18 protein-coding genes are annotated in these 20,447 nt (G+C 62.4%); 6 read left to right on the forward strand and 12 right to left on the reverse strand.

Annotated elements, in window-relative coordinates; genetic code table 11:
- Window positions 1-18: 18 nt before the first annotated feature.
- Window positions 19-1,836, forward strand: coding sequence for a long-chain-acyl-CoA synthetase (locus tag AS9A_RS03925; protein ID WP_013805607.1), 1,818 nt, complete (start codon window positions 19-21; stop codon window positions 1,834-1,836).
- Between the two features lie 60 nt (window positions 1,837-1,896).
- On the opposite strand, the gene AS9A_RS03930 is transcribed toward AS9A_RS03925, so the two are convergent.
- From AS9A_RS03930 to AS9A_RS03950, 6 genes are all read right to left on the reverse strand, one after another.
- The gene (locus AS9A_RS03930) at window positions 1,897-2,910 is read right to left on the reverse strand and encodes an alpha/beta hydrolase (RefSeq protein ID WP_041451483.1); all 1,014 of its coding nucleotides are present in this window, start codon (window positions 2,908-2,910) and stop codon (window positions 1,897-1,899) included.
- Between the two features lie 225 nt (window positions 2,911-3,135).
- Window positions 3,136-3,282, reverse strand: a complete 147-nt coding sequence (locus AS9A_RS24035) for a hypothetical protein (protein ID WP_013805609.1) — start codon at window positions 3,280-3,282, stop codon at window positions 3,136-3,138.
- A gap of 124 nt (window positions 3,283-3,406) precedes the next feature.
- On the reverse strand, window positions 3,407-3,610 hold the full coding sequence (locus AS9A_RS03935) for a hypothetical protein (RefSeq protein ID WP_013805610.1): 204 nt from the start codon (window positions 3,608-3,610) through the stop codon (window positions 3,407-3,409).
- 536 nt (window positions 3,611-4,146) lie between these two features.
- Complete coding sequence (locus tag AS9A_RS03940) at window positions 4,147-4,803, reverse strand: DUF3239 domain-containing protein (protein WP_013805612.1); 657 nt, start codon at window positions 4,801-4,803, stop codon at window positions 4,147-4,149.
- Between the two features lie 60 nt (window positions 4,804-4,863).
- Window positions 4,864-5,868, reverse strand: a complete 1,005-nt coding sequence (locus AS9A_RS03945) for an ABC transporter ATP-binding protein (protein ID WP_013805613.1) — start codon at window positions 5,866-5,868, stop codon at window positions 4,864-4,866.
- 117 nt (window positions 5,869-5,985) lie between these two features.
- Window positions 5,986-6,825 carry a TetR/AcrR family transcriptional regulator gene (locus AS9A_RS03950; protein WP_049793648.1) on the reverse strand — a complete coding sequence of 280 codons (840 nt, stop codon included), beginning with the start codon at window positions 6,823-6,825 and terminating at the stop codon, window positions 5,986-5,988.
- 53 nt (window positions 6,826-6,878) lie between these two features.
- On the opposite strand from AS9A_RS03950, the gene AS9A_RS03955 reads away from it, so the two are divergent.
- Window positions 6,879-7,883 carry an ATP-binding cassette domain-containing protein gene (locus tag AS9A_RS03955; RefSeq protein ID WP_049793649.1) on the forward strand — a complete coding sequence of 335 codons (1,005 nt, stop codon included), beginning with the start codon at window positions 6,879-6,881 and terminating at the stop codon, window positions 7,881-7,883.
- Window positions 7,883-8,695 carry an ABC transporter permease gene (locus tag AS9A_RS03960; RefSeq protein ID WP_013805616.1) on the forward strand — a complete coding sequence of 271 codons (813 nt, stop codon included), beginning with the start codon at window positions 7,883-7,885 and terminating at the stop codon, window positions 8,693-8,695. Before AS9A_RS03955 ends, AS9A_RS03960 begins: the two co-directional genes overlap by 1 nt.
- 27 nt (window positions 8,696-8,722) lie before the next feature.
- On the opposite strand, the gene AS9A_RS03965 is transcribed toward AS9A_RS03960, so the two are convergent.
- A complete protein-coding gene (locus AS9A_RS03965) occupies window positions 8,723-9,322 on the reverse strand; it encodes a TetR/AcrR family transcriptional regulator (RefSeq protein ID WP_041451486.1) in 600 nt (199 codons plus the stop codon).
- A gap of 74 nt (window positions 9,323-9,396) precedes the next feature.
- On the opposite strand from AS9A_RS03965, the gene AS9A_RS03970 reads away from it, so the two are divergent.
- On the forward strand, window positions 9,397-10,311 hold the full coding sequence (locus AS9A_RS03970) for an oxidoreductase (protein WP_041451487.1): 915 nt from the start codon (window positions 9,397-9,399) through the stop codon (window positions 10,309-10,311).
- Window positions 10,312-10,367: 56 nt separating this feature from the next.
- Here AS9A_RS03970 and AS9A_RS03975 read toward each other — a convergent pair whose 3' ends face one another.
- Entirely contained in the window at window positions 10,368-11,567 is a 1,200-nt protein-coding gene (locus AS9A_RS03975) for a fatty acid desaturase family protein (RefSeq protein WP_013805619.1), read from the reverse strand.
- Between the two features lie 28 nt (window positions 11,568-11,595).
- Window positions 11,596-12,714 carry a ferredoxin reductase gene (locus tag AS9A_RS03980; protein ID WP_013805620.1) on the reverse strand — a complete coding sequence of 373 codons (1,119 nt, stop codon included), beginning with the start codon at window positions 12,712-12,714 and terminating at the stop codon, window positions 11,596-11,598.
- 355 nt (window positions 12,715-13,069) lie between these two features.
- On the opposite strand from AS9A_RS03980, the gene rsgA reads away from it, so the two are divergent.
- Complete coding sequence (gene rsgA, locus AS9A_RS03985) at window positions 13,070-14,164, forward strand: ribosome small subunit-dependent GTPase A (RefSeq protein WP_013805621.1); 1,095 nt, start codon at window positions 13,070-13,072, stop codon at window positions 14,162-14,164.
- Between the two features lie 30 nt (window positions 14,165-14,194).
- Here the strand turns inward: rsgA and AS9A_RS03990 are convergent, their stop codons facing one another.
- From AS9A_RS03990 to AS9A_RS04000, 3 genes are read right to left on the reverse strand one after another with little or no spacing between them, the layout of a single operon-like run.
- Window positions 14,195-15,862, reverse strand: a complete 1,668-nt coding sequence (locus AS9A_RS03990) for a DNA repair helicase XPB (RefSeq protein WP_013805622.1) — start codon at window positions 15,860-15,862, stop codon at window positions 14,195-14,197.
- 59 nt (window positions 15,863-15,921) lie between these two features.
- On the reverse strand, window positions 15,922-17,811 hold the full coding sequence (locus AS9A_RS03995; protein ID WP_013805623.1) for a propionyl-CoA synthetase: 1,890 nt from the start codon (window positions 17,809-17,811) through the stop codon (window positions 15,922-15,924).
- 14 nt (window positions 17,812-17,825) lie between these two features.
- Entirely contained in the window at window positions 17,826-20,168 is a 2,343-nt protein-coding gene (locus AS9A_RS04000) for a helicase-associated domain-containing protein (protein ID WP_013805624.1), read from the reverse strand.
- Between the two features lie 81 nt (window positions 20,169-20,249).
- On the opposite strand from AS9A_RS04000, the gene AS9A_RS04005 reads away from it, so the two are divergent.
- Window positions 20,250-20,435 (forward strand): hypothetical protein, encoded by a 186-nt coding sequence (locus tag AS9A_RS04005; protein ID WP_041450852.1) that lies wholly within the window; start codon window positions 20,250-20,252, stop codon window positions 20,433-20,435.
- Window positions 20,436-20,447 lie beyond the last annotated feature (12 nt).

Raw genomic sequence — 20,447 nt, forward strand, 5'->3', positions numbered from 1 at the left:
CCCGTAATGTGACGTTGCATGGAGCACAAGTCAAAGTCGACAGTCCGCCGGGTCGGAATCACCGATGTTGCGAAGGCCGCTCCGGCGCTCATCCCTGATGCGCCGAAGATGCTGAAAGGCGCGTTCCGGCTCGTCACCGTCACAGGGAGCACGAAGAACTCGCTGGGCCTGATCTTCCAGAAAGCGGCCGCCAAGAATCCTGACCGGCCGTTCCTGCGTTTCGAGGGCACCGACATTACGTACGGGGAAGCGAACCGCCTCGTGAACCGGTATGCGTCCGTGTTCGCGCAGCATGGGGTGGGGCGCGGATCGGTCGTCGGTATTCTCGCGTCGAACCGTCCGCAGACTCTGCTCGCCGCCCTCGCTGCCGTCAAACTCGGCGGCACGGCGGGAATGCTGAATTACAACCAGCGCGGTGACGTCCTCAACCACAGCCAGAAGCTGCTCGGCAGCACGGTGCTGGTGGTGGGGGCGGAGTCGGCTGAGGCGTTCGAGTCGCTGCCCCGAGACGAGGTCGAAGGTGCGGTGATTGGTCTGCGCAATGGTGACACCACGCTCGACGGTGCCAACGACCTTGATGACCTCGCCGAGGGCGCTTCCGACGCGAACCCAGCGGAATGCGCCGAGGTCACTGCAAGTGATAAGGCGTTCTATATCTTTACGTCAGGTACGACGGGCATGCCAAAGGCCAGCACGATGTCGCACATGCGCTGGATGAAAAGCATGTATGGGCTCGGCGGTCTCGGTGTGCGCCTCAGCGGAGACGACGTCCTCTACTCATGCCTGCCGCTCTACCACAACAATGCGTTGACAGTGTCTCTATCGTCCGTGCTCAACGCGGGCGCGACTCTCGCGATCGGCCGGTCATTTTCGGTGTCGCGGTTCTGGGACGAGGTCAACGAATCGAACGCGACAGCGTTCTGCTACATCGGTGAGCTGTTGCGGTACCTGCTCAACCAGCCTGAACGCGCTGCCGAGCGGCGCCACAAAGTCCGCGTGATCGTCGGAAACGGCTTGCGGCCGGAGATCTGGCAGGAATTCCAGGAGCGGTTCGGGATCGATCGGATCGCTGAGTTCTACGGCGCGAGTGAATGTAACTTGGCGTTCGTCAACGCCCTCAATATCGATAAGACAGCAGGCGTGTGCCCGCTCCCGTTCTCGATCGTCGAGTACGACCAGGCGACGGAGGAACCGCACCGTGGTCACGACGGCAAACTCCGGAAAGTGAAGTCGGGGCAGCCGGGTCTGCTCATCACGAAGATCACCAACCGTGCACCGTTCGACGGATACACCGACCCGGAGGCATCGGAGAAGAAGGTCTTGCGCGACGCGTTCAAAAAGGGTGACGAATGGTTCAACACGGGTGATCTCGTGTACAAGCAGGGACTCTTCCACATCGCGTTCGCGGACCGGCTGGGGGATACGTTCCGCTGGAAAGGCGAGAATGTCGCGACGACTGAGGTCGAGGGGGCCCTCGGTAGCTACAAGGGCGTGGACCAGGCCGTCGTCTATGGTGTGGAAGTTCCCGGCACTGACGGTAAGGCGGGCATGGCGGCGATCAAACTTGCGGACGGCGCGGACCTTGACCCGAAGGGGATCGCCGACCACCTGAGTGACTCACTGCCCAGTTACGCTGTGCCGCTGTTCATACGCGTGATCGGCGAAGTGGAGCAGACGTCGACGTTCAAGAGCCGCAAGGTTGACCTGAAGGACGAGGGTTACGACCCCGACAAGGTGTCGGACCCACTGTACGTCCTCGCAGGTAAAGACAAAGGGTATGTCGAGTACTACCCCGAGTATGCGGATGAGGTTGCCTCCGGCAAGATCCGCGTCTGAGCGTAAACAGCGAAAGGGCGCCCCGGGGATAGTCCCGGGGCGCCCTTTCTGCGTTCTAGGTCAGGCGCCGATCGCCTGAGCGATCATTGGCCAGGAGTCCTTGAGGTCGTCCTCCCAGTAGCCCCACGAGTGGGTGCCGGTGGGACGCCAGTTGAAGTGTGCCGGAATGTCGAGCGATGCGAGTCGTGCCTGCAGGTTCACCGTGCACGGGATCGTCGCGGCTTCGATGATGCCGCCAACGACGATCTGGTTGGCCAGGGTCACCGGGTTCCCGCCGACGAGCGGCGCGTCGATCACGTCGTGGTGACCGGGGAGTCCCGTGCCGTTGGAGACGTAGATCGCGGTGCCGCGCAGCTTCTCGGCGTTGAGGACAGGATCGTTTGCGCGCCAGCCGGGTCCGTCATACGGGCCCCACATGTTTGTTGCGTCAGCCTGGCCGCGGCCTTCAACGACCGTGCGGATGTAGGCCTGGCCCAGGGGGTCGGAGGTCTGCGCGCAACCGCTGTACGAGCCAACAGCTTTGAACAATCCGGGGCGGGCGATCGCGAGGTTCAGCACCGACGTTGCTGAGGTTGAAAGCCCTGCGATGGCGTTGACACCGTTCGCGCCCAGCGCGGCATCAATGACCGGCGGCAGCTCCTGCGTGATGAACGTCGTCCACTTGTGACGCCCCAATTCCGGGTCGTCGCGCTCCCAGTCGGTGTAGTACGACAGCATGCCGCCGATGGGGGTGATGACGTTGACGTTCTTGTCAGCGAAGAATTCGTCCGCGTCGGTGCGCAGCGACCAGGTGGCGCTGTCTTCACCGCCACCGGCTCCGTTGAGCAGGTAGAACGTGGGACGCGGGACGCTGTTATCCGCGGGGGTCATGACCTCGACCGGGATGGTCTTGTTCATCGACGGCGAGTACACGTTGACCGTCAGCTTGCGCGGCCCCTCTTGCACAGTCGACGTGACATAGGCGCCGGACGTCTGCGCGGTGGCGACGGAAGCGGTCAACGTCATCGGGGCAGCTACGAGAGCAGCAGCGGCAAGTGTCGTGACAAGCTTGCGTCGGAACGTCGTTCGGCGCATGAAAACCTCACCTTGGTGCGTGAAATAAGGATGTGTCGGGATCGTCGTACTTGTGTACGACACGAACTTTAAGGGATTCCTCAGGTTCTCGCGACAAGTTGGTCAAGATTGGTGACACACTGTGCCACTTGACAACCGCGCCGAGGCCCCCGGAGGGTGCGCTATGCCAATGTAGTGAGACCCACCGCCGGGGTGGGTCTCACTACATTGGCCGGCTAAGAGGTGTCAGCCGAAGAAGCTGAGGAGATCGTTGACGAACGCGACAAACTCGAGAACGCCGCTCGCAGTGCCGAAAATGTCGGAGATCGAAAACGCGAGATCGGAGCTGGTCTCAAGCGAACCGCCAATTTCCGCGAGGGATTCAAGGCTCATGGTGTGGTGGTCCTTTGTGTCTGGGAGTGGTAGCCGGGATTGGTTGTAGCGCAACCGTAAAGATGCTGCGTGGCCCTCCAGCACGCACGGTGCTGAAGGGCCACACGACCGCTAGGTCAGCAGATCAGGAGATGCTGCCGTTGGTGCTGAAGAAGTCAACAGAACCGATGAAGCCATAGCCCTCGGTGAGGAAGCGCTCGGTGTAGTCCTCGTTCCACTCGCCGACAAAGCCGCCGGTCAGGTCGGCTGAACCGGAGGTGAAGTCACCGATGCCGCTCAGGAAGGCGCCCACATCAGCAAGTGCGGCGGCGATTTCTGCGAAGTCCATTGTTACTCCTTGGTTTGGATCGAACTAACCGGGCCAGGCTTCTGGCCCCCGGAGATTTTTCTACACGACTTCTTAAATGATTGGGGAGCTACGTTTAGAGAGTTAACGTACTCGACCCTACTTGTTTGTGTGATGCGCGTCACTTAATACTGACAATAGGGTTCAACTAGCTGCGTGTTTTCCCGTGATTAACTTCCTGTTTACGGAACTGTTTGTGATGATCGTCACGCAAGATATCGGCGTTATTTAACGCGGGATTCACACGACGATCACCGCAGGTCATGGCGGTATCGACCGCTTGCCGCTGCCGTGCGGCTGAGCGTTCAACTTGCAGGCCTCGTCCCCCTGTCTCATATGCCCGGAAGGCAATGCGTGCATATGGAAAAGAATGGTGAACTAACCCGCGTTGTTGCAGGCCTGTGATCTGCAGACCTGGCCGAGCGAAATTGCGTCACACGTCACATATTTAACCGCGAGGGCGTCGACAATGCAAAGGACACAAAGGATTTCGCGTCGCTGAGTGGTCTACCAGTGGTCTACCGAAGGTCAGATGGCAGTTCGGAGGCGGTGAGAGTCAGGTACCCGCGTGACTTCTCTGCTTCTTCGCCGCGCTTGACGTTCCGTTCAAGAACGATCCATTCGGACTTCGATATCGCACGCTGCGCTCGTTTGAGGACCTCTTCGTCCCGCGCGGCCCATGCGATCGGCACCGGTTGGACGCGCTGCCAGTACTGAGACATCTTTGACGCGTCCGTCACGGCGACACAGGGAACGCGCTCGCCGACTTTGACGCGGTGTCCGGGCAGGTTCTGGGCGCGGCGGGGAATTAGCGCCCAACGTGGCTCTCGTGTGCGGTCACGCGTCAAGTTGACGAGCGCCATCATGGTGAAACCGCGGGGACGAACGGCGGTAACCACGGCAGGAACGAGCTCGTGCTCGCCATACATCTTCTTCAGGTCAGCGGCACGTTGCGGTGCGACGATGCCGGCGTATGCGCACGCGGCAGCTGCCACGATCAGGACGATCGCGGTGATGATCGCCCAGGTCTGGCCGACGATGAACAAACCGATCGCGCCGCCCACCATTGCGACCGCGAATATGCCGGCGGATACCTGCAGGCGCCGCAGCTCGGCGAGTTGTTCATTCACCCGACGGGCATGGGGGATGTCGACAAGGAAGTCCAGTGTTCGCACAATCCCACAGCCTACTTGCCGCGACCGCTGTCTGCGGCCGCGGCAATCCTAGGGCCCTGTTCAGGAGGCCTGTTGTGATGCTTCGTATTCGCGGAGTTCGTCGAGGATCGCGCGGCGGGCAGGCTCGGGCAGATCATCCATCAGATTCCGGACCCGTTCCCGGCGGCGCAACTCACCCTGACGCACCGGCATCCCCGGCGTCGGACGGATCTGCGGAATCACACCACGCACATCCTCATCCGGCGACCCATCACTATGACCCGCCTCCGCCATCGCCGCCTCAGCCGCCATCGTCGCCTCGTCCTTCTCCTCCGACATCCCGATCGGACCCAGACGACGACCATTCAGGAACTGCCCCACCACCGGCTCATCACTAGTCAGCAGCACCTCACGCGGACCAAACATCACCAGATGCTTCCGGAACAGCATCCCCAAGTTATCCGGCACCGTCCGCGCCATATTGATGTTGTGCGTCACGATCAGCACCGTGCAGTCAATCTGCGCATTGATATCCAGAATCAGCTGCGACAAATACGCCGTACGCACCGGATCCAGACCCGAATCCGGCTCATCACACAACAAAATCTCCGGATTCAGCACCAAAGACCGCGCCAGACCCGCACGCTTACGCATCCCGCCCGAAATCTCACCCGGAAGCTTGTTCTCCGCACCCAGCAGACCCACAAGCTCCATCTTCTCCATCACGATCTGACGGACCTCAGACTCCGACTTCTTCGTATGCTCCCGCAACGGAAACGCCACATTGTCATACAAATCCATCGACCCGAACAGCGCACCATCCTGAAACAGCACACCGAACATCTTCCGCACCTCATACAGCTCCCGCTGCGTGCACTGCAAAATATCGGTGCCATCAATCACGATCGAACCCCGCTCCGGGCGGATCAAACCAATCAGGGACTTCAAAAACACCGACTTACCCGTACCCGACGGGCCCAGCAGCGCACTCACCTCCCCAACAGGAAGCGTGAACGTGACATCAGACCAGATGTTCTGCGAACCAAAGGTCTTCGTCAGACCCTCGACAGCGACCTCGACACCCACTGAACCTCCCAGGTTCCTGTCCTTATACGGACGTTAAGCACTGTTTGAAGTCAGTGCAGTGAACTCAGGGTAGAGGACTAATGAGACGTGCAACACCCCCATCACGCGGAATGGCGGTTAACTTGAAGCGACGCGCACCGCGACGCCGTCGAGGAAGATTCCTAGGGTCTCGTGAAAGGCCGCTTCGAACGAATCGTCCTGACCTGCGGTGCTGAACGCCCCCGCGTCGAGCGCGGCTTGGAGCGCGGGGAACTTGGAGGTGTCCATTACCGCGAGCAGGCTCGGCCCCTGGTGCTCCCACCACTGCTCTATTGTCATCCCGGTTTCTGCCACGAAGGTGAGGTTTTCGATGGAGGCACGGGCAGCCCCGCGCACAATGTATTCGATTGCTCCATTGATCGCGACAGCGGCATCTGGTGGAAGGCCGGCTTCAAGAACACTTGCGATGCCAGCGTCGAAGCGTTCCATCGCTATTGGTCCGGGGGAGATGAAGTCCAGTGGCAGGTTGAGCATCCAGGGGTGTCGATGGTAGAGGTTCCACTGTTCGTGCGCCATTGCCTCGAGCTTGTCGCGCCATCCGCCTTCGATCCCACCAGCGCTTGTGGTTTCGCCGTAGAGGCGCTCGATCATCAAGGCGATGAGTTCTTCTTTGCCCGGCACATAGCGGTACAGCGACATTGTTCCCAGCCCGAGTTCCTCGGCGAGGGTGCGCATCGACAGCGCATCGATCCCGCGAGCGTCCGCGAGAGATATTGCGGTTGCGACAACTCCGTCTCTGGTGAATGCTCGCTTCGGGCCGCGTTTAGGTGTTGGCTCCGGGCTCCAGAGCGTTGTAACGATGCGCTCGAGCTGCGTCTTTAGTTCTGAGCCTGAGGAGGGGGTGGGCACGGCGACCTTCCTGGTCCAGCGTGACTGGTCAAAACCGAGTATGGTGTACTCGGTAGCTACAAAGTACACTGTACTCAGTTATCTTCTACTCTACATCCGGCATCAACTCTTGGGGGAGCGTCATGGGGCAACCTGCCCATATGATCCGTGCCCGCGGCCTCGTCAAAACCTTTGGCAAAGTGCGTGCACTTGATGGACTCGATCTCGATGTGCCTGAGGGAAGTGTCCTCGGCCTCCTGGGCCCGAACGGCGCGGGGAAAACCACCGCGGTGCGCATTCTCACGACGCTGCTCACTCCGGACAGCGGAAGTGCCGAGGTCGCGGGAATTGATGTGCTCGCGGACCCGTTCGGTGTCCGTTCGCGGATGGGACTAGCTGGTCAGTACGCCGCCGTCGACGAGCACCTCACCGGCTTCGAGAACCTCGACATGGTCGGTCGCCTGTATGGCTTCGACCGCAAGCGGTCCCGTGCCCGGGCTAGGGAACTCCTCGAGCGGTTCGGGCTCGCGGACGCCGGTGACCGACCCTCGAAAACCTACTCGGGTGGTATGCGACGCCGGCTTGACCTTGCCGGTGCGCTCGTTGCTGAGCCCGCGGTGATCGTCCTCGACGAACCAACAACCGGTCTCGATCCTCGCAGCCGGAACCAGATGTGGGACGTCATCCGCGATCTCGTCGCGGGCGGCGCGACGGTGCTGCTTACGACGCAGTACCTGGAAGAAGCGGACGTTCTCGCCGACAACATTGTGGTGATCGATCACGGCCATGCGATCGCCGAGGGCACGGCTGACGAGCTGAAACGTCAAATCGGTGGGGAGCGTGTTGAACTCGTCATCGAAGATCGCGCCGACATCCCGACCGCTCGCGAAGCGATCGATGCGATTGCTGTCGGGGAGGTGCACGTAAGCAACTCGGGGCGCTCATTCAGCGCACCCGTCAGCACCGGGCCTGAGGCATTGATGCACCTTCTGCGCGCTTTGGACGCAGCCAGCATCAAGGTTCTCGATGTTGGCCTGCGGCGCCCGACGCTTGACGACGTGTTCCTCTCGCTGACAGGACACGCGGCAGAGTCAGGATCTGAGCCAGAAACCACTGTGAGTGACGCTGTTGACCAGGAGGCACGCTGATGAGTTCAACTCCCACGCTGATGCGCACCTTCACCGATAGTGGCGTCATCGCGAAGCGCAACCTGATCAAGATCAAGCGAGTCCCGGAAATTCTGGTTTTCGTGCTCATCTCGCCGATCATGTTCGTGCTGCTGTTCGCCTACGTTTTCGGCGGCGCGATTGATCCCGGCGGCGATGTCCCGTACCGCGAATTCCTGATCGCAGGTATTTTCGCGCAGACAGTGGTGTTCGGTGCGACGTTCACCGGCGTCGGTCTCGCTGAGGACATGCAGAAGGGCATTATCGACCGTTTCCGGTCGCTGCCGATGTCACGCTCGGCAGTTCTCATTGGCCGGACGGTGTCGGATATCGCCTACAACGTCCTGTCGATCTTCATCATGGCCCTGACCGGGCTGATCGTCGGCTGGCGGATTCGCGGCTCCATCCTCGATGCGCTCACCGCATTCCTGCTCTTGTTGATATTCGCGTACGCGGTCAGCTGGATCATGGCTTTTGTGGGGCTCATCGTGCCGAGCGTGGACGTCATCAACAACGCATCGTTCGTCGTCATCATGCCTCTGACGTTCATCTCCAACGCGTTCGTCCCGCTTGAGTCGTTCCCGCCGGTGCTGCGTACTTTTGTCGAGTGGAACCCGGTTTCCGCGGTAACGCAGGCAGTTCGGGAACTGTTCGGCAACGTCGACCCGAACGTGCCAGTGCCGGACGTCTGGTCGATGCAGAACCCGATTCTGTACTCGTTGATCTGCGTCGCAGTGATCCTCGCGATCTTTGTGCCACTCTCGGTGAGCCGGTACAAGGCGACAAGCAAGTAGCACCGGCAATCCGGGGAAAGGGCGCCGTCAGGTTCGCGGTCTAATGCCGTCCATGATCTGTGTGATGACGTCGCCCAGCATGGTCTCGGCCAGAGCGGCAGGGACAAGCCCTGAGCTCACGAAGGTCGCCATGCCGTGGATCGTGGCGAACGAGGCGAACCCAATCACAGTCGGGTCCCCGTCGATCACCTCGCCGTTTCCCTGTCCATCGGCAATCAGCGCCACAGGAACTGAGAATGCCCGCTCGGCGGCGGCGGGCAACTCGGTCCCGGCTGCGGGATTGTGCTTCCGGGCGAACATCAACTCCAGCAGCGCCGCATTCTCGGTCGCGAACCGCACATAGGCTCGCGCAACCGACTCGAGCCGCTGCATGAACGAACCCTCGGAAACCGCCTCGGTGAACAAGGCGCCGAGACGCTCGAATCCCGCCCGTGCTATCGCGTCCAGCAGTGCCTGTTTGTCGCGGAAGTGCCTGCTCGGGGCGCCGTGACTGACACCGATGTCCCGTGCGAGCTGGCGGAGCGAGAGGCCATCCGCGCCGGACTCCCGCAGCGTCTGCTCGGCGCGATCGAGAAGTTCACCACGCAGATCGCCGTGGTGGTAGGAGCGGGGGCTTGATGACGTCATGATCACTGAGGATATCCGAAATTCGCGCCAATGTGGGCATTGACTACTTTGTGGTCATTGTCTACATTAGGATGATGACGAAATCCTCCTGGACCTCAGCAAAACTTCCCTCTTTCGAGGGCAAGACGGTCGTAATCACCGGCGCGAACAGCGGTATCGGCCTGGTGGCGGCCCGCGAATTGGCCCGAGTCGGCGCCCGCGTCGTGCTGGCCGTCCGCGATACGGACCGAGGTACGGCCGCTGCCGCCACCATCACAGGCATCACCGAAGTCCGTGCGCTCGACCTCGCTGACCTCGCCTCGGTACGCCGCTTCGCCGACGAATGGACCGGCCCGCTCGACGTGCTGGTCAACAACGCGGGCATCATGACGCCGCCCGAAGGCAAGACCAAAGACGGGTTCGAAACCCAGATCGGCACGAATCACCTTGGCCACTTCGCGCTAACCAACCGTCTGCTGCCGCACATCACTGATCGTGTCGTCACCGTCGCGTCGATGGCGCACCGGCGTGGCACGATCGATCTTGACGACCTCAATTGGGAAACGCGCACCTACAACCGTGTCGCTGCCTACGGACAGTCCAAGCTCGCCAATCTGCTCTTCACCCTCGAACTGCAGCGCCGTCTCACCGAGGCCGGCTCGCCAGTCCGTGCCCACAGCGCGCACCCCGGCTGGTCGGCGACGAACCTGCAGTCACACACCGAAAACCGCCTGTACGACGGCCTGATGAACCTCGGCAACAAGCTACTCGCTCAGGACGCCGAAGCAGGCGCCGCGCCCACCCTTTACGCGGCGAGCCAGGACCTGCCCGGTGCTAGCTACATCGGCCCAGACGGCCGCTGGGAGATGCGGGGCAAGCCCAAACTTGTCGGACGTTCACGCGAGGCGCGTGATACGGAACTCGCGAAGAAACTGTGGACCGCGTCCGAAGAATTGACGGGCGTGCCGTTTCCCGCCGCAGTGAGTGGTGGCCAGCCCGAAAAGAAGTGACAGCAATGCCACGAAGCCGGGCTCGTTTGCGAGCCCGGCTTCGTTGTGCGCTTGCTTTAGGAAGCGGCGCCGACGAGTTCCTTGTTCCGCTCGACCGTGCTAAGCGGGGTAACCGTCGTGTTCTCTACAGCCGCGTGAGCGTTCGCCTTGACGCGCTTGCCGATGAACGGCAGCTTATTGACCAGCGGCAGCTCATCCGGGAGGGAGTAGCGGAGTACCTTTTTCCAGACACTTCCCAGTTGCCGCGCCATGGAAGCCTCGTGGTAATCGATGCCATAACGGTCGCAGATCTCGCGCACCTCGACGGCCATCTCCGCGTAGCGGAAGGCTGGGATGTCGGGGAAGAGGTGGTGCTCGATCTGGTAGCTCAGGTTGCCTGAGAGGACGTTGACCCAGCGGCCACCGGTGAAGTTGGCGGAACCGAGGACCTGACGGTAGTACCAGCCTGCATGGCTCTCGTCCGCAGTCTCTTCGATCGAGAAGGTCTGGACCTCTTCGGGGAAGTGGCCGCAGAAGATCACCGATGATGCCCACAGGTTGCGCACAATGTTGGCGGCGGCATTGCCAGCGAAGGTGAACGGTGCCCCGGGGCCTGAGAGGAGCGGGAAGATGACATAGTCTTTCAGCGCTTGCTTGCCGGCCTTGTCGCGGAAGCGTGCGAAGCCTTCCTTCGCGTCAGCCCAGGACTTCTCGCCGCTGAGGATTTTCTCTGACTCAAGTTCCTGGAGTGCGGTGCCCCACTGGAAGAAGGTCTGCAGCAGCGCAGCGAATACGGGGTTCAGCAGCCAGATTGGGTGCCATGGTGTTTCCTCGGTCACCCGCATGACGCCATACCCGGTCGCGTCGTGGTCTTTGCCGACAACGTTGGTGAAGGTGTGGTGAATGTAGTTGTGGGTGTACAACCAGCTATCGCCGTGGATCGTGTTGTCCCATTCGAAATTCTTCGAGGTGAGCGCCGGATCCTGCATCCAGTCGTACTGGCCGTGCATGACGTTATGGCCGATTTCCATGTTGTCGATGATCTTCGACAACGACAACGCGGCCACGCCACCGAGCCACGCTGGCGGAAGGAAGCCGAGGAAAAGAAGGCCACGACCGGCGACTTCGAGTTTCTTCTGCAGCGAGACAACACCACGGATGTATTCGGCATCCCGTTCGCCGAGATCGGCGACGACGCGGGCTCGGAGCGCGTCCATTTCCTTGCCGAAAGCTTCGATTTGCTCAGGGGACAGCTTCTTGAGGTCGTTAGCAGACATGTGGGTTCTCCCGGAGTTGTCTAGAGGGTCAGAGGTCGATTGAGACGTCGCCGACAGGCTCGGAGACGCAAAGCTTCACGCTGGTATCGCCATCGCTGCAGACGTCGCCAGTCAGGACGTTGCGGGTGGTTCCGGAGTCTTTCCGGCGTACGCACGAGAAACAGATCCCCATGCGGCAGCCGTACTCAGGAGTGAGGCCGGCATCCTCGGCCTGCTCCAGAATCGTCCGTCCACTGTTGGCGACGGTGGTTCCGGTCGCGGAGAAAACGAGTTCACCAGCAGCGTCCTCGCTGCTTACGGTGCGCACGGGCGCGGTGAACTGCTCGAGGTGCAACTGGTCCGTCAGACCCTCGTCCTCGTACACGGCACGAACGGCATCCATGAGCGGCAGGGGACCGCAGAGGAAGGTTTCCGCTTCCGCGTAGTGCCGATCAGCGGCGAGCAGGTGCTCCTTGCTGAAGTAGCCGTGCAGGTCACCGCCATCTTTTTGCTCCGTGTAGGCGTGCACGATGTTGATGGACTCGTACTTCGCCTTGATCTCTTCGAGTTCGCGGCGGTAGATGATGTCATCTTCGGTGAACGAGTAGTGCAGGAAGGTGATCTTGCCGTTGAAGGCTTTATCGGTCAGAGTCCGCAGCATCGACATGACGGGCGTGACGCCAGAACCGCCGCTGATCAGCAGGATCCGCCGGGGGTGCGGGAGCGGCAAGACAAACTCGCCCTGCGCTGGAGAGATCTGGACGATCATCCCAGGTGCCGCCTGGGCTTGGAGGTGCCGCGAGACGAGGCCGTTGGGATCAACCTTGATGGTGAGTTCGATCCGGCCGTCCCGGCGGAATTCGGAACAGGCTGGTGAGTAGCAGCGGGTGCGGCGAACACCGTCGATCTCGACGGAGAGGCGCACGAACTGTCCGGCACGGAACCCAGTCCAGTTTGAGTTCGGCCGCAATGTCAGGGTGACGCTGTCTGCGGTCTTTCGTGCAACGTCGGTGACCTCAGCCCGGATCTCGGTTCCTGACCACAGCGGATCGATCATCTCGATGTAGCGGTCAATCCCGTGCGGGGTAGTCGCGGCCTTCACGAACGAAGAACTCAACACACGACGAGCGAGTTTTGATGAAGTGAGAACCTGCGCGCCGAGTGTCATCGATGACTCCTGTTCGGTGAACGTCTGTACACTGAAAGACACTAGAGGCGCCCGTGTAAAAGAGCAAGTAAAACGAGTGTGACTGTCAATACAGTGGACGAATGGGCGTTCTTCGGGTGAACGCCACACGTGGTCAGAGAATAATTCGCTGGCGGGCCCGATTGCCGCGTGTTAGCTTCAATTGTCCGTATCTGACCTGAAGTGCGAGAGAAAGGGAGGTGAGTAGATGTTTGCCGCGAAGACCGTTGCCATGCGCAGCGCCCGGACCATCCTCACGTCCCGGGCCCCGGCCTAAACCGATCCCCTTACCGGTAGACCGTGTTCGAGCGGGGCTCCTTCACTAAAGGGTCTCACCGTGCCTTCACCTCACGATTTTCCGTCTTCTTTCTCGTCAATCTCAGCGCTGTCCGCACTCGGCTGGGACGCGACGTTCGCGGCGCTGTTCGCTGAGCACGCCGCGGCAGGCCTCGTTCCTGCCCGAATTGCGCGGGTCGATCGCGGCCTGTGCGACACCCTCACCGCCGTCGGCCCGGTGCGCGCCGATAGCAGCCCGCTGACCGGCGCTGACCGCGAGCACACTGTGTGCACAGGCGACTGGGCTGCGCTGCGCCCCGGCGCACAACCTCAGGTGAGCGCGTTGCTGCCACGGCGTACTGCGATCACACGCGCGTCCTCGGACCGCACCTCACATCAACAAGTACTCGCGGCCAACGTCGACACCGTCGTGGTCGCGGTCTCGCTCGCGGCACCACTGAACGCGGGCCGGATCGAGCGGTTGCTTGCACTCGCCTTCGACAGTGGCGCCCGGCCAATCATCGTGCTCACCAAGGCGGATCTGGCCGAACACCCTGGCGCGGGCGAAGCCGTGGCGGCCTCCCTGGCTCCGGGCGTGCAGGTACTCACCACCAGCGCCGCAACCGGTGCGGGCCTGGATCTGCTCTCCGCAGCCGTGAGCGGCACTGCCGTGCTTCTGGGTCCCTCCGGCGCCGGCAAGTCCAGTCTCGCCAACGCACTGCTGGGCCGAGACCACATGAGCATTAACCAGGTTCGTGCGGCAGATGGCAAAGGCCGGCACACCACCGCGCATAGAGAGTTACTGGCATTGCCCGGTGGCGGGGTGCTCATCGACACTCCGGGCCTCCGGGGCATCGGTGTGCAGGATGTCGCCGACGGCGTAGGCCAGGTCTTCGCCGAGATCGAAACCTATGCTCGCGACTGCACCTTCCGTGACTGCGGACACCGCAGCGAACCCGGATGCGCGGTGCAGCGCGCGATCGCGGCCGGCGAGTTGAGCCTGGACCGGCTTGACCGCTACCGCAAACTGCTGCGCGAAAGCGAATGGGCCGCCACTCGCGGCGACGCCCGTCAGGCAAGTAAACGCCGCAAAGCAGACAAGGCAATGACGCGGGAGCTGCGCGCGACGTACCGATTCCGTGGCCGCCAGCGCTGACTCGCTACCACAAGGAAAGGAGTCTCCCGCCTAGCCGGTGAGGCCCCCGATTGCTGGTCCAAGCAGGTCATCTGCGTCGACGATTCGGTACGCGTACCCCTGCTCGGCGAGAAAACGCTGCCGGTGGGCCGCATATTCGGTGTCCAGAGTGTCTCGCGAAACCACGGAATAGAAGTGCGCCTGGTGCCCATCTTTCTTCGGGCGCAGCAGCCGTCCCAGTCGCTGTGCCTCTTCCTGACGCGAACCGAACGTGCCAGAAACCTGCACGGCCACGGAGGCCTCGGGGAGGTCGATGGAGAAGTTCGCAACCTTGCTGACGACAAGTGTCTGGATCTCACCGCGGCGGAACGCGTCGTACAGCGCTTCCCGCTCCTTGTTGCGTGTCGAACCCTGGATGACAGGTGCATCGAGTTCAGCGCCGAGCTCTTCGAGCTGGTCGATATAGGCACCGATGACCAGCGTTGGAGCGTCAGGATGCTTGTCCAGAATCGCCTTCACCACCGCCACTTTGGTGTGCGCGGTGGAGCACAACCGGTACCGCTCCTCTGGCTCGGCCACCGCATAGGCCATGCGTTCCGCCTCAGTCAGGGTGACGCGCACCTCGATGCAGTCCGCAGGCGCGATCCAGCCCTGGGCTTCGATGTCCTTCCACGGGGCGTCGTAGCGTTTCGGTCCGATCAGGGCAAACACGTCACCCTCTCGTCCGTCTTCACGCACGAGCGTCGCTGTGAGGCCGAGCCGCCGCCGCGACTGCAGGTCCGCAGTCATCCGGAAAACCGGTGCAGGCAGTAGGTGCACCTCGTCGTAGATCACGAGGCCCCAGTCACGCGAATCAAACAATTCCAGGTGCTTGTATTCACCTTTGGTGCGCCGGGTGATCACTTGATACGTCGCAATCGTGACCGGACGGATTTCCTTCTTCTCACCCGAGTACTCGCCGATTTCCTCTTCCTTCAGCGAAGTGCGGGCGAGCAGTTCACGCTTCCACTGACGTCCCGCGACCGTGTTCGTCACCAGAATCAGGGTCGTCGCCTGCGCTTTCGCCATCGCTGCAGCGCCGACGATTGTCTTACCGGAGCCGCAGGGGAGGACCACCACGCCGGAACCGCCATCCCAGAATGAGTTCGCGGCCATCCGCTGATAATCGCGCAGCTCCCATTCGCCGTGAGTTTCGAGGGCGATCGCGTGGGCTTCGCCGTCGACGTACCCGGCAAGGTCATCGGCAGGCCAGCCGATCTTCAGCAGCATCTGCTTGAGGCGTCCGCGTTCGCTCGGATGCACGATGACGGTGTCGTCGTCGACCTTTGCCCCGAGCATGGGGGCGATCTTCTTATGGCGCAGCACCTCGGTCAGGACCGCGCGGTCCAGACTGACGAGCGTGAGCCCGTGCGCGGGGTGCTTCACCAGTTGCAGCCGACCGTAACGGGCGATCGTGTCCACAATGTCCACGAGGAGCGGCTGCGGCACCGGGTAGCGGGAGAAGCGGACGAGCGCGTCGACCACCTGCTCAGCGTCATGGCCCGCAGCGCGTGCATTCCACAGCGCCAGCGGCGTCACCCGATACGTGTGTACATGCTCAGGCGCGCGCTCCAATTCAGCGAACGGCGCGATCGCCGACCGCGCCTGCTCCGACAGGGGATGTTCGATCTCCAGTAGCAGCGTTTTGTCGGACTGAACGATCAGCGGACCGTCGGTCACGGAACTCTCCCTCATCTAAGTCGAACGCACCCAAAGATTCCATTGTCCCGAAAACTGCGCTAGCGGCCAAGAATGGGGCGCAGCCGGTCAAGAACTCCCGGGTCCTCGATGGTGGAGGGGAGTGGCTCATCTCGGCCATCCGCGATGCCGCGCATCGTTTTACGCAGGATCTTGCCCGACCGTGTTTTCGGCAGGGCCGGGACGATGTCAACCAGCTTGAACACCGCGACAGCCCCGATTTGTTCCCGGACCGCAGCCACGAGTTCTGCCCGAAGTTGGTCCGGCTCGATCTCCACTCCTGCTTTCAGGACGACGAGGCCGCGTGGGACCTGTCCTTTCAGTGAATCTGTGACACCGATGACGGCGCACTCCGCCACTGCAGGATGTGAGGCGATGACCGCCTCCATCGAACCCGCAGAGAGCCGATGCCCCGCGACATTAATGACGTCGTCGGTGCGGCCCATCACGAACAAGTAACCGTCTGAGTCGATGTAGCCGCCGTCGCCAGTGAGGTAGTAGCCGGGGAAGGCGGAGAGGTACGCCGCCACATACCGGTCATCATCACCCCACAAGGTGGGCAAGGTCCCCGGCGGGAGGGGCAGTTTGACGCAGATCGCGCCTTCTTCGTCCGGCGCGCATTCCTCACCGTTCGGGCGCAGTACGCGGACGTCGTAGCCGGGCACCGGAACAGTAGGGGAGCCAGGCTTGATCGGCATGGGCTCGAGCCCCATCAGGTTCGCTGCGATCGGCCAGCCCGTCTCGGTTTGCCACCAGTGGTCGACGACGGGAATGCCAAGCTGTGTGGCCGCCCAGTGGTATGTATCGGGGTCTAGGCGCTCACCTGCGAGGAACAAGCAACGCAGCACTGAGATGTCGTACTTGGCGAGGTATTCGCCGTTCGGATCTTCCTTACGGATCGCGCGGAACGCGGTTGGTGCGGTAAACAGCGCTTTCACGCCGTACTGGTGGATGACGCGCCAGAACGCGCCCGGATCGGGAGTCCCGATCGGCTTGCCTTCGTAAAGAACAGTGGTCGCGCCGATGAGCAGCGGCGCGTAAACGATGTAAGAGTGGCCGACGACCCAGCCGATGTCGGACGCCGCCCAAAAAACGTCGCCCGGCTCGATGCCGTAGATGTTGCGCATACTCCACAGCAGCGCTACGGCATGCCCGCCGTTGTCCCGGACGATACCTTTCGGTTTGCCCGTCGTACCCGAGGTGTAAAGGACGTAGAGGGGATCCGTCGCGGCGACGGGAACGGGGTCAGCAGCAGGGGCGTCTGCCATGACGTCTGCCCAGTCGAGGTCACGGTCAGCTTTAAGGTCGGCGGTCAGCTGCTCACGCTGCAGGATGAGGCAGTGCTGTGGTGCGTGCGTCGCGAGTTCGAGGGCCCGATCGAGCATGGGCTTGTAGGGGACGACACGGGTCGGTTCCACGCCGCACGAAGCGGATACGACGACCACTGGCTGAGCATCGTCGATGCGCGCCGCGAGTTCGGCCGGTGCGAAGCCGCCGAACACCACCGAATGCACCGCCCCGAGCCGCGCGCACGCGAGCATCGCGATGACTGCTTCGGGCACCATTGGCATGTAGATGACCACGCGGTCGCCTTTGCCGACCCCGAGCCGCTGGAGGGTGCCTGCGCACCGCGCGACCTCGTCAAGCAGCTGAGAGTAGGTGTAGGTGCGGTCGCTTCCGGTCACAGGTGAGTCATAAATGAGGGCGAGCTGATCGGCCCGGCCCGCGGCGACGTGCCGGTCGAGAGCATTCGCGCACGTGTTCAGCTCCCCGTCGGGAAACCACCGGTAAAACGGTGCGTTCGCGTCATCGAGGACTTGCTCAGGTTCCCGAGTCCACGTAACGGCACGGGCGGCCGCGCGCCAGAAAGTGTCGGGATCCGCGACGCTCGCGCGGTGCGCCTCCGCGTAAGCACCTGCCGGTATTGCCATAGCGACCTCCTTGGTTAGTTATCAAGTAGCTCGACGGAACTCATGCGGGCAAGAGAAAAGCGCCGAACGGTATCGGCGGTGGGGTCAAAGGCATGTAGCTGGCCAGCCTGCAGGGCGACCGGTTCGACAACTCGGACGCCCGCTGTGCCCTGCGCGTCGACAAAACTGATCAGCACTCTGCGTTGCGCACGGACCGCGAGTTGCAGCAACGCCACGGTCGCGGCGGTACTTCCTGACGCAGACGCGTGCGCCTTGGCGGAACGCCCAGAGGAGTGCCCAGAGGAGTGCCCAGAGTCTCGCGCTGACGCGGCGCGCAGCCCTTCGACCACGCTGACGAGCTGTTCATGCTTCGGCACTGGGACTCGCCGCTGTACTGACGGCGGCTTGTTGCGGCGCGCCGGGAGCCGGACACCTCGCGGGCGCAGGTCGATGATGTCGCCGCTTTCGTCTTCTCCGGCCGGGGTGAAGCCAGCCGACCGCAACTGTTCCAGCACGGCCCCCAGTGTTGCCTGAGTGACCGCGACAGTCGGAGCGAGCGCACGGAGTCCCAGTTCCGCGGCGGCAGCGGAGGCCAGCACTTCCCGCATCAGTCCGGGGTCCTCGCAGCGAATAAAGGATGTCGCAACGCCGACGCGTAACTGTCCGTGACGACGCGCCGTGTCATCGATCATGTACGTCAGAGCTTGTGGCACCGGGGTGCGCGAATACTTGTGGAAAAGCGTGTGCAGCGCGGTCGTTGACATCCCGCTATCGAGGGCGCGCAGCACACTGTGTTCAGTAATGCGATACACCGTGGCGGCGCCCGTTGACTCCACATCCGCGACGAGATTGATCTGATCATGCAGGTCCGGAATGAGGGGACCGGGCGCCACCACTGTCAGATCTGCCTGCACGAGCACGTGGTCGAGTGGCGGGGGCAGCAGCGGCTCCATGATGTCCGCGAGATCGGGAAGTTCCAGGTCAGTCAGCAGCATGCGCCCGGGAGTGGAGAGTGCGCCGCCCACGACCAGCCCCAGCGCCGATGCTTCAGCAAGCGTGTTCGCTACTGCTTGCGCACCGAACCGGCGGGCCGCACGCGGGCGGAGCCACATGAGGAGCCGTTGCGCGTCCTCGGGCGAAAGCACGGGGCTTTCCGGGCCGTCTGGGCTTGGCGCACACATCCATATCGACAAGATGTGCCGCCGATCGGCTTCGGCGGTGTGCGAGACGATGTCGTCAGAGAGCGCCGCCGCCGGCTTGTCGGTGGGGCCGCGCCAGCCGATCAGCCAGGGCCGTCGGCTCATCGTCAGCCACGAGATCGCCACCTTGGCCCACCGCGTCGCGGTGTCCGCGTCAAGCCAGGCATCGACGATCTCGGCCGGGGCCCATACAGGGTCGCCGGAAGGCAGGTAGCCCTCACCTTTGACAACTAGCCCGGCCGCGACAAGCACTTCGATCACCAGGCCTGTGCGTTCTTCAGAGAGTCCCGCTGACTTCGCGAGCCGCCGCAACTCCCGCACGCCAAGACCGCCGGCCTTCAGGTCTGGAGCGGGCGCCATTCCCAGAGCCTGAATTATGGCTGCACAATCGCGGAGAAAGTCCATCGCTTCACCAGCAGCGGAGGCATCCGTGGTTTTCCGGTTACGCGTCTGCGGGTTTGCCTGGGGTGCGGTGAGCACGTGCGGGTCGAGCGGCGCCTCACCGCGGATGACCTGCCCGACATGGAACGGCAGCTCCACCGTGTGGTCGTCGATGCGAGCGAGCAGCCCCGCGGCTATCAACTGGGGAATCGGACGCTCAGCGGGTGCGTCGGGTGCGGCATCACGCGTCGACCCGAAGGGTGTGCCGTGGGCGAGCTTCTCCACGATCGCGCTCTGCTCAGGGGGCAGGGCGCGCAACAGGTCGGGAACTGTTTTCAGCGCCGCGACGCCGGGCAGCGTCGTCAGTCGGCCGATCCGCCACGGAACGGCATCTGCAGCACCGTCAATGAGGCGTAAGCCGTGATGGCCGTTGTCACCCCACACGATGGCGCGTGCACGCAGCCAGTCGAGCCTCGTGTCGATTTCCCTGCTCAGTCCCGGACTGGAGAGTTTTGCGAACATATCGAGCAGGTCCTCGCGGGAAACCGCCTGATCGGCGGCCCGCAGCAGGGCAAGCGCCTCGATCACCGACAACGTGAGCATGTCGGCCTCGTCCGTCGCACGCTGCACCGACGCGCGCAGCCGCACCCTGTCGGACAGAACAGACATGTTCAGCGGGGGCGGCACCGCCAGGTCAGGACGGTGTGTCAGCAGCGCGACAAGGTCCGTGTCGCTCAGCTCCGCGAGCCACGCGCTGAACCCAGAATCCCTGGTCGATCGTGAAGTCGGTGATGTCATCGCATACCAGAGTAGAGAGTTTCGACACACGAAATGCGACCTCGGCTGCGCGCGCGATAACCGAGCTGTCAAAATGGACACGTGGCAGATAAGAAGAAAAACATGTATGTCGATCCGGGCTGGCCAGCGGTCGCTGATGGCGATCACGCGGTTACTGAGCTCTCCTCGGACCGCGCAGGCGGTCTTTCACCGTTCGGGGAGACCACTTTTCCTCTTCCGGCGGATGAGCTTCACTACGTACATCCGTACACGGTCGTCAATCGCTGACCGTGCGCCGTA

The organism is Hoyosella subflava DQS3-9A1 (genome assembly GCF_000214175.1).
Classification (GTDB): Bacteria; Actinomycetota; Actinomycetes; order Mycobacteriales; family Mycobacteriaceae; genus Hoyosella; species Hoyosella subflava.

What these genes read in the sequence shown, in the direction of transcription:
- AS9A_RS03925 (WP_013805607.1), top strand. Translation starts at nt 19, where the DNA reads ATGGAGCACAAGTCAAAGTCGACAGTCCGCCGGGTCGGAATCACCGAT.
- AS9A_RS03930 (WP_041451483.1), bottom strand. Translation starts at nt 2,910, where the DNA reads ATGCGCCGAACGACGTTCCGACGCAAGCTTGTCACGACACTTGCCGCT.
- AS9A_RS24035 (WP_013805609.1), bottom strand. Translation starts at nt 3,282, where the DNA reads ATGAGCCTTGAATCCCTCGCGGAAATTGGCGGTTCGCTTGAGACCAGC.
- AS9A_RS03935 (WP_013805610.1), bottom strand. Translation starts at nt 3,610, where the DNA reads ATGGACTTCGCAGAAATCGCCGCCGCACTTGCTGATGTGGGCGCCTTC.
- AS9A_RS03955 (WP_049793649.1), top strand. Translation starts at nt 6,879, where the DNA reads ATGGGGCAACCTGCCCATATGATCCGTGCCCGCGGCCTCGTCAAAACC.
- AS9A_RS03960 (WP_013805616.1), top strand. Translation starts at nt 7,883, where the DNA reads ATGAGTTCAACTCCCACGCTGATGCGCACCTTCACCGATAGTGGCGTC.
- AS9A_RS03965 (WP_041451486.1), bottom strand. Translation starts at nt 9,322, where the DNA reads ATGACGTCATCAAGCCCCCGCTCCTACCACCACGGCGATCTGCGTGGT.
- AS9A_RS03970 (WP_041451487.1), top strand. Translation starts at nt 9,397, where the DNA reads ATGACGAAATCCTCCTGGACCTCAGCAAAACTTCCCTCTTTCGAGGGC.
- AS9A_RS03975 (WP_013805619.1), bottom strand. Translation starts at nt 11,567, where the DNA reads ATGTCTGCTAACGACCTCAAGAAGCTGTCCCCTGAGCAAATCGAAGCT.
- AS9A_RS03980 (WP_013805620.1), bottom strand. Translation starts at nt 12,714, where the DNA reads ATGACACTCGGCGCGCAGGTTCTCACTTCATCAAAACTCGCTCGTCGT.
- AS9A_RS03995 (WP_013805623.1), bottom strand. Translation starts at nt 17,811, where the DNA reads ATGGCAATACCGGCAGGTGCTTACGCGGAGGCGCACCGCGCGAGCGTC.
- AS9A_RS04000 (WP_013805624.1), bottom strand. Translation starts at nt 20,168, where the DNA reads ATGACATCACCGACTTCACGATCGACCAGGGATTCTGGGTTCAGCGCG.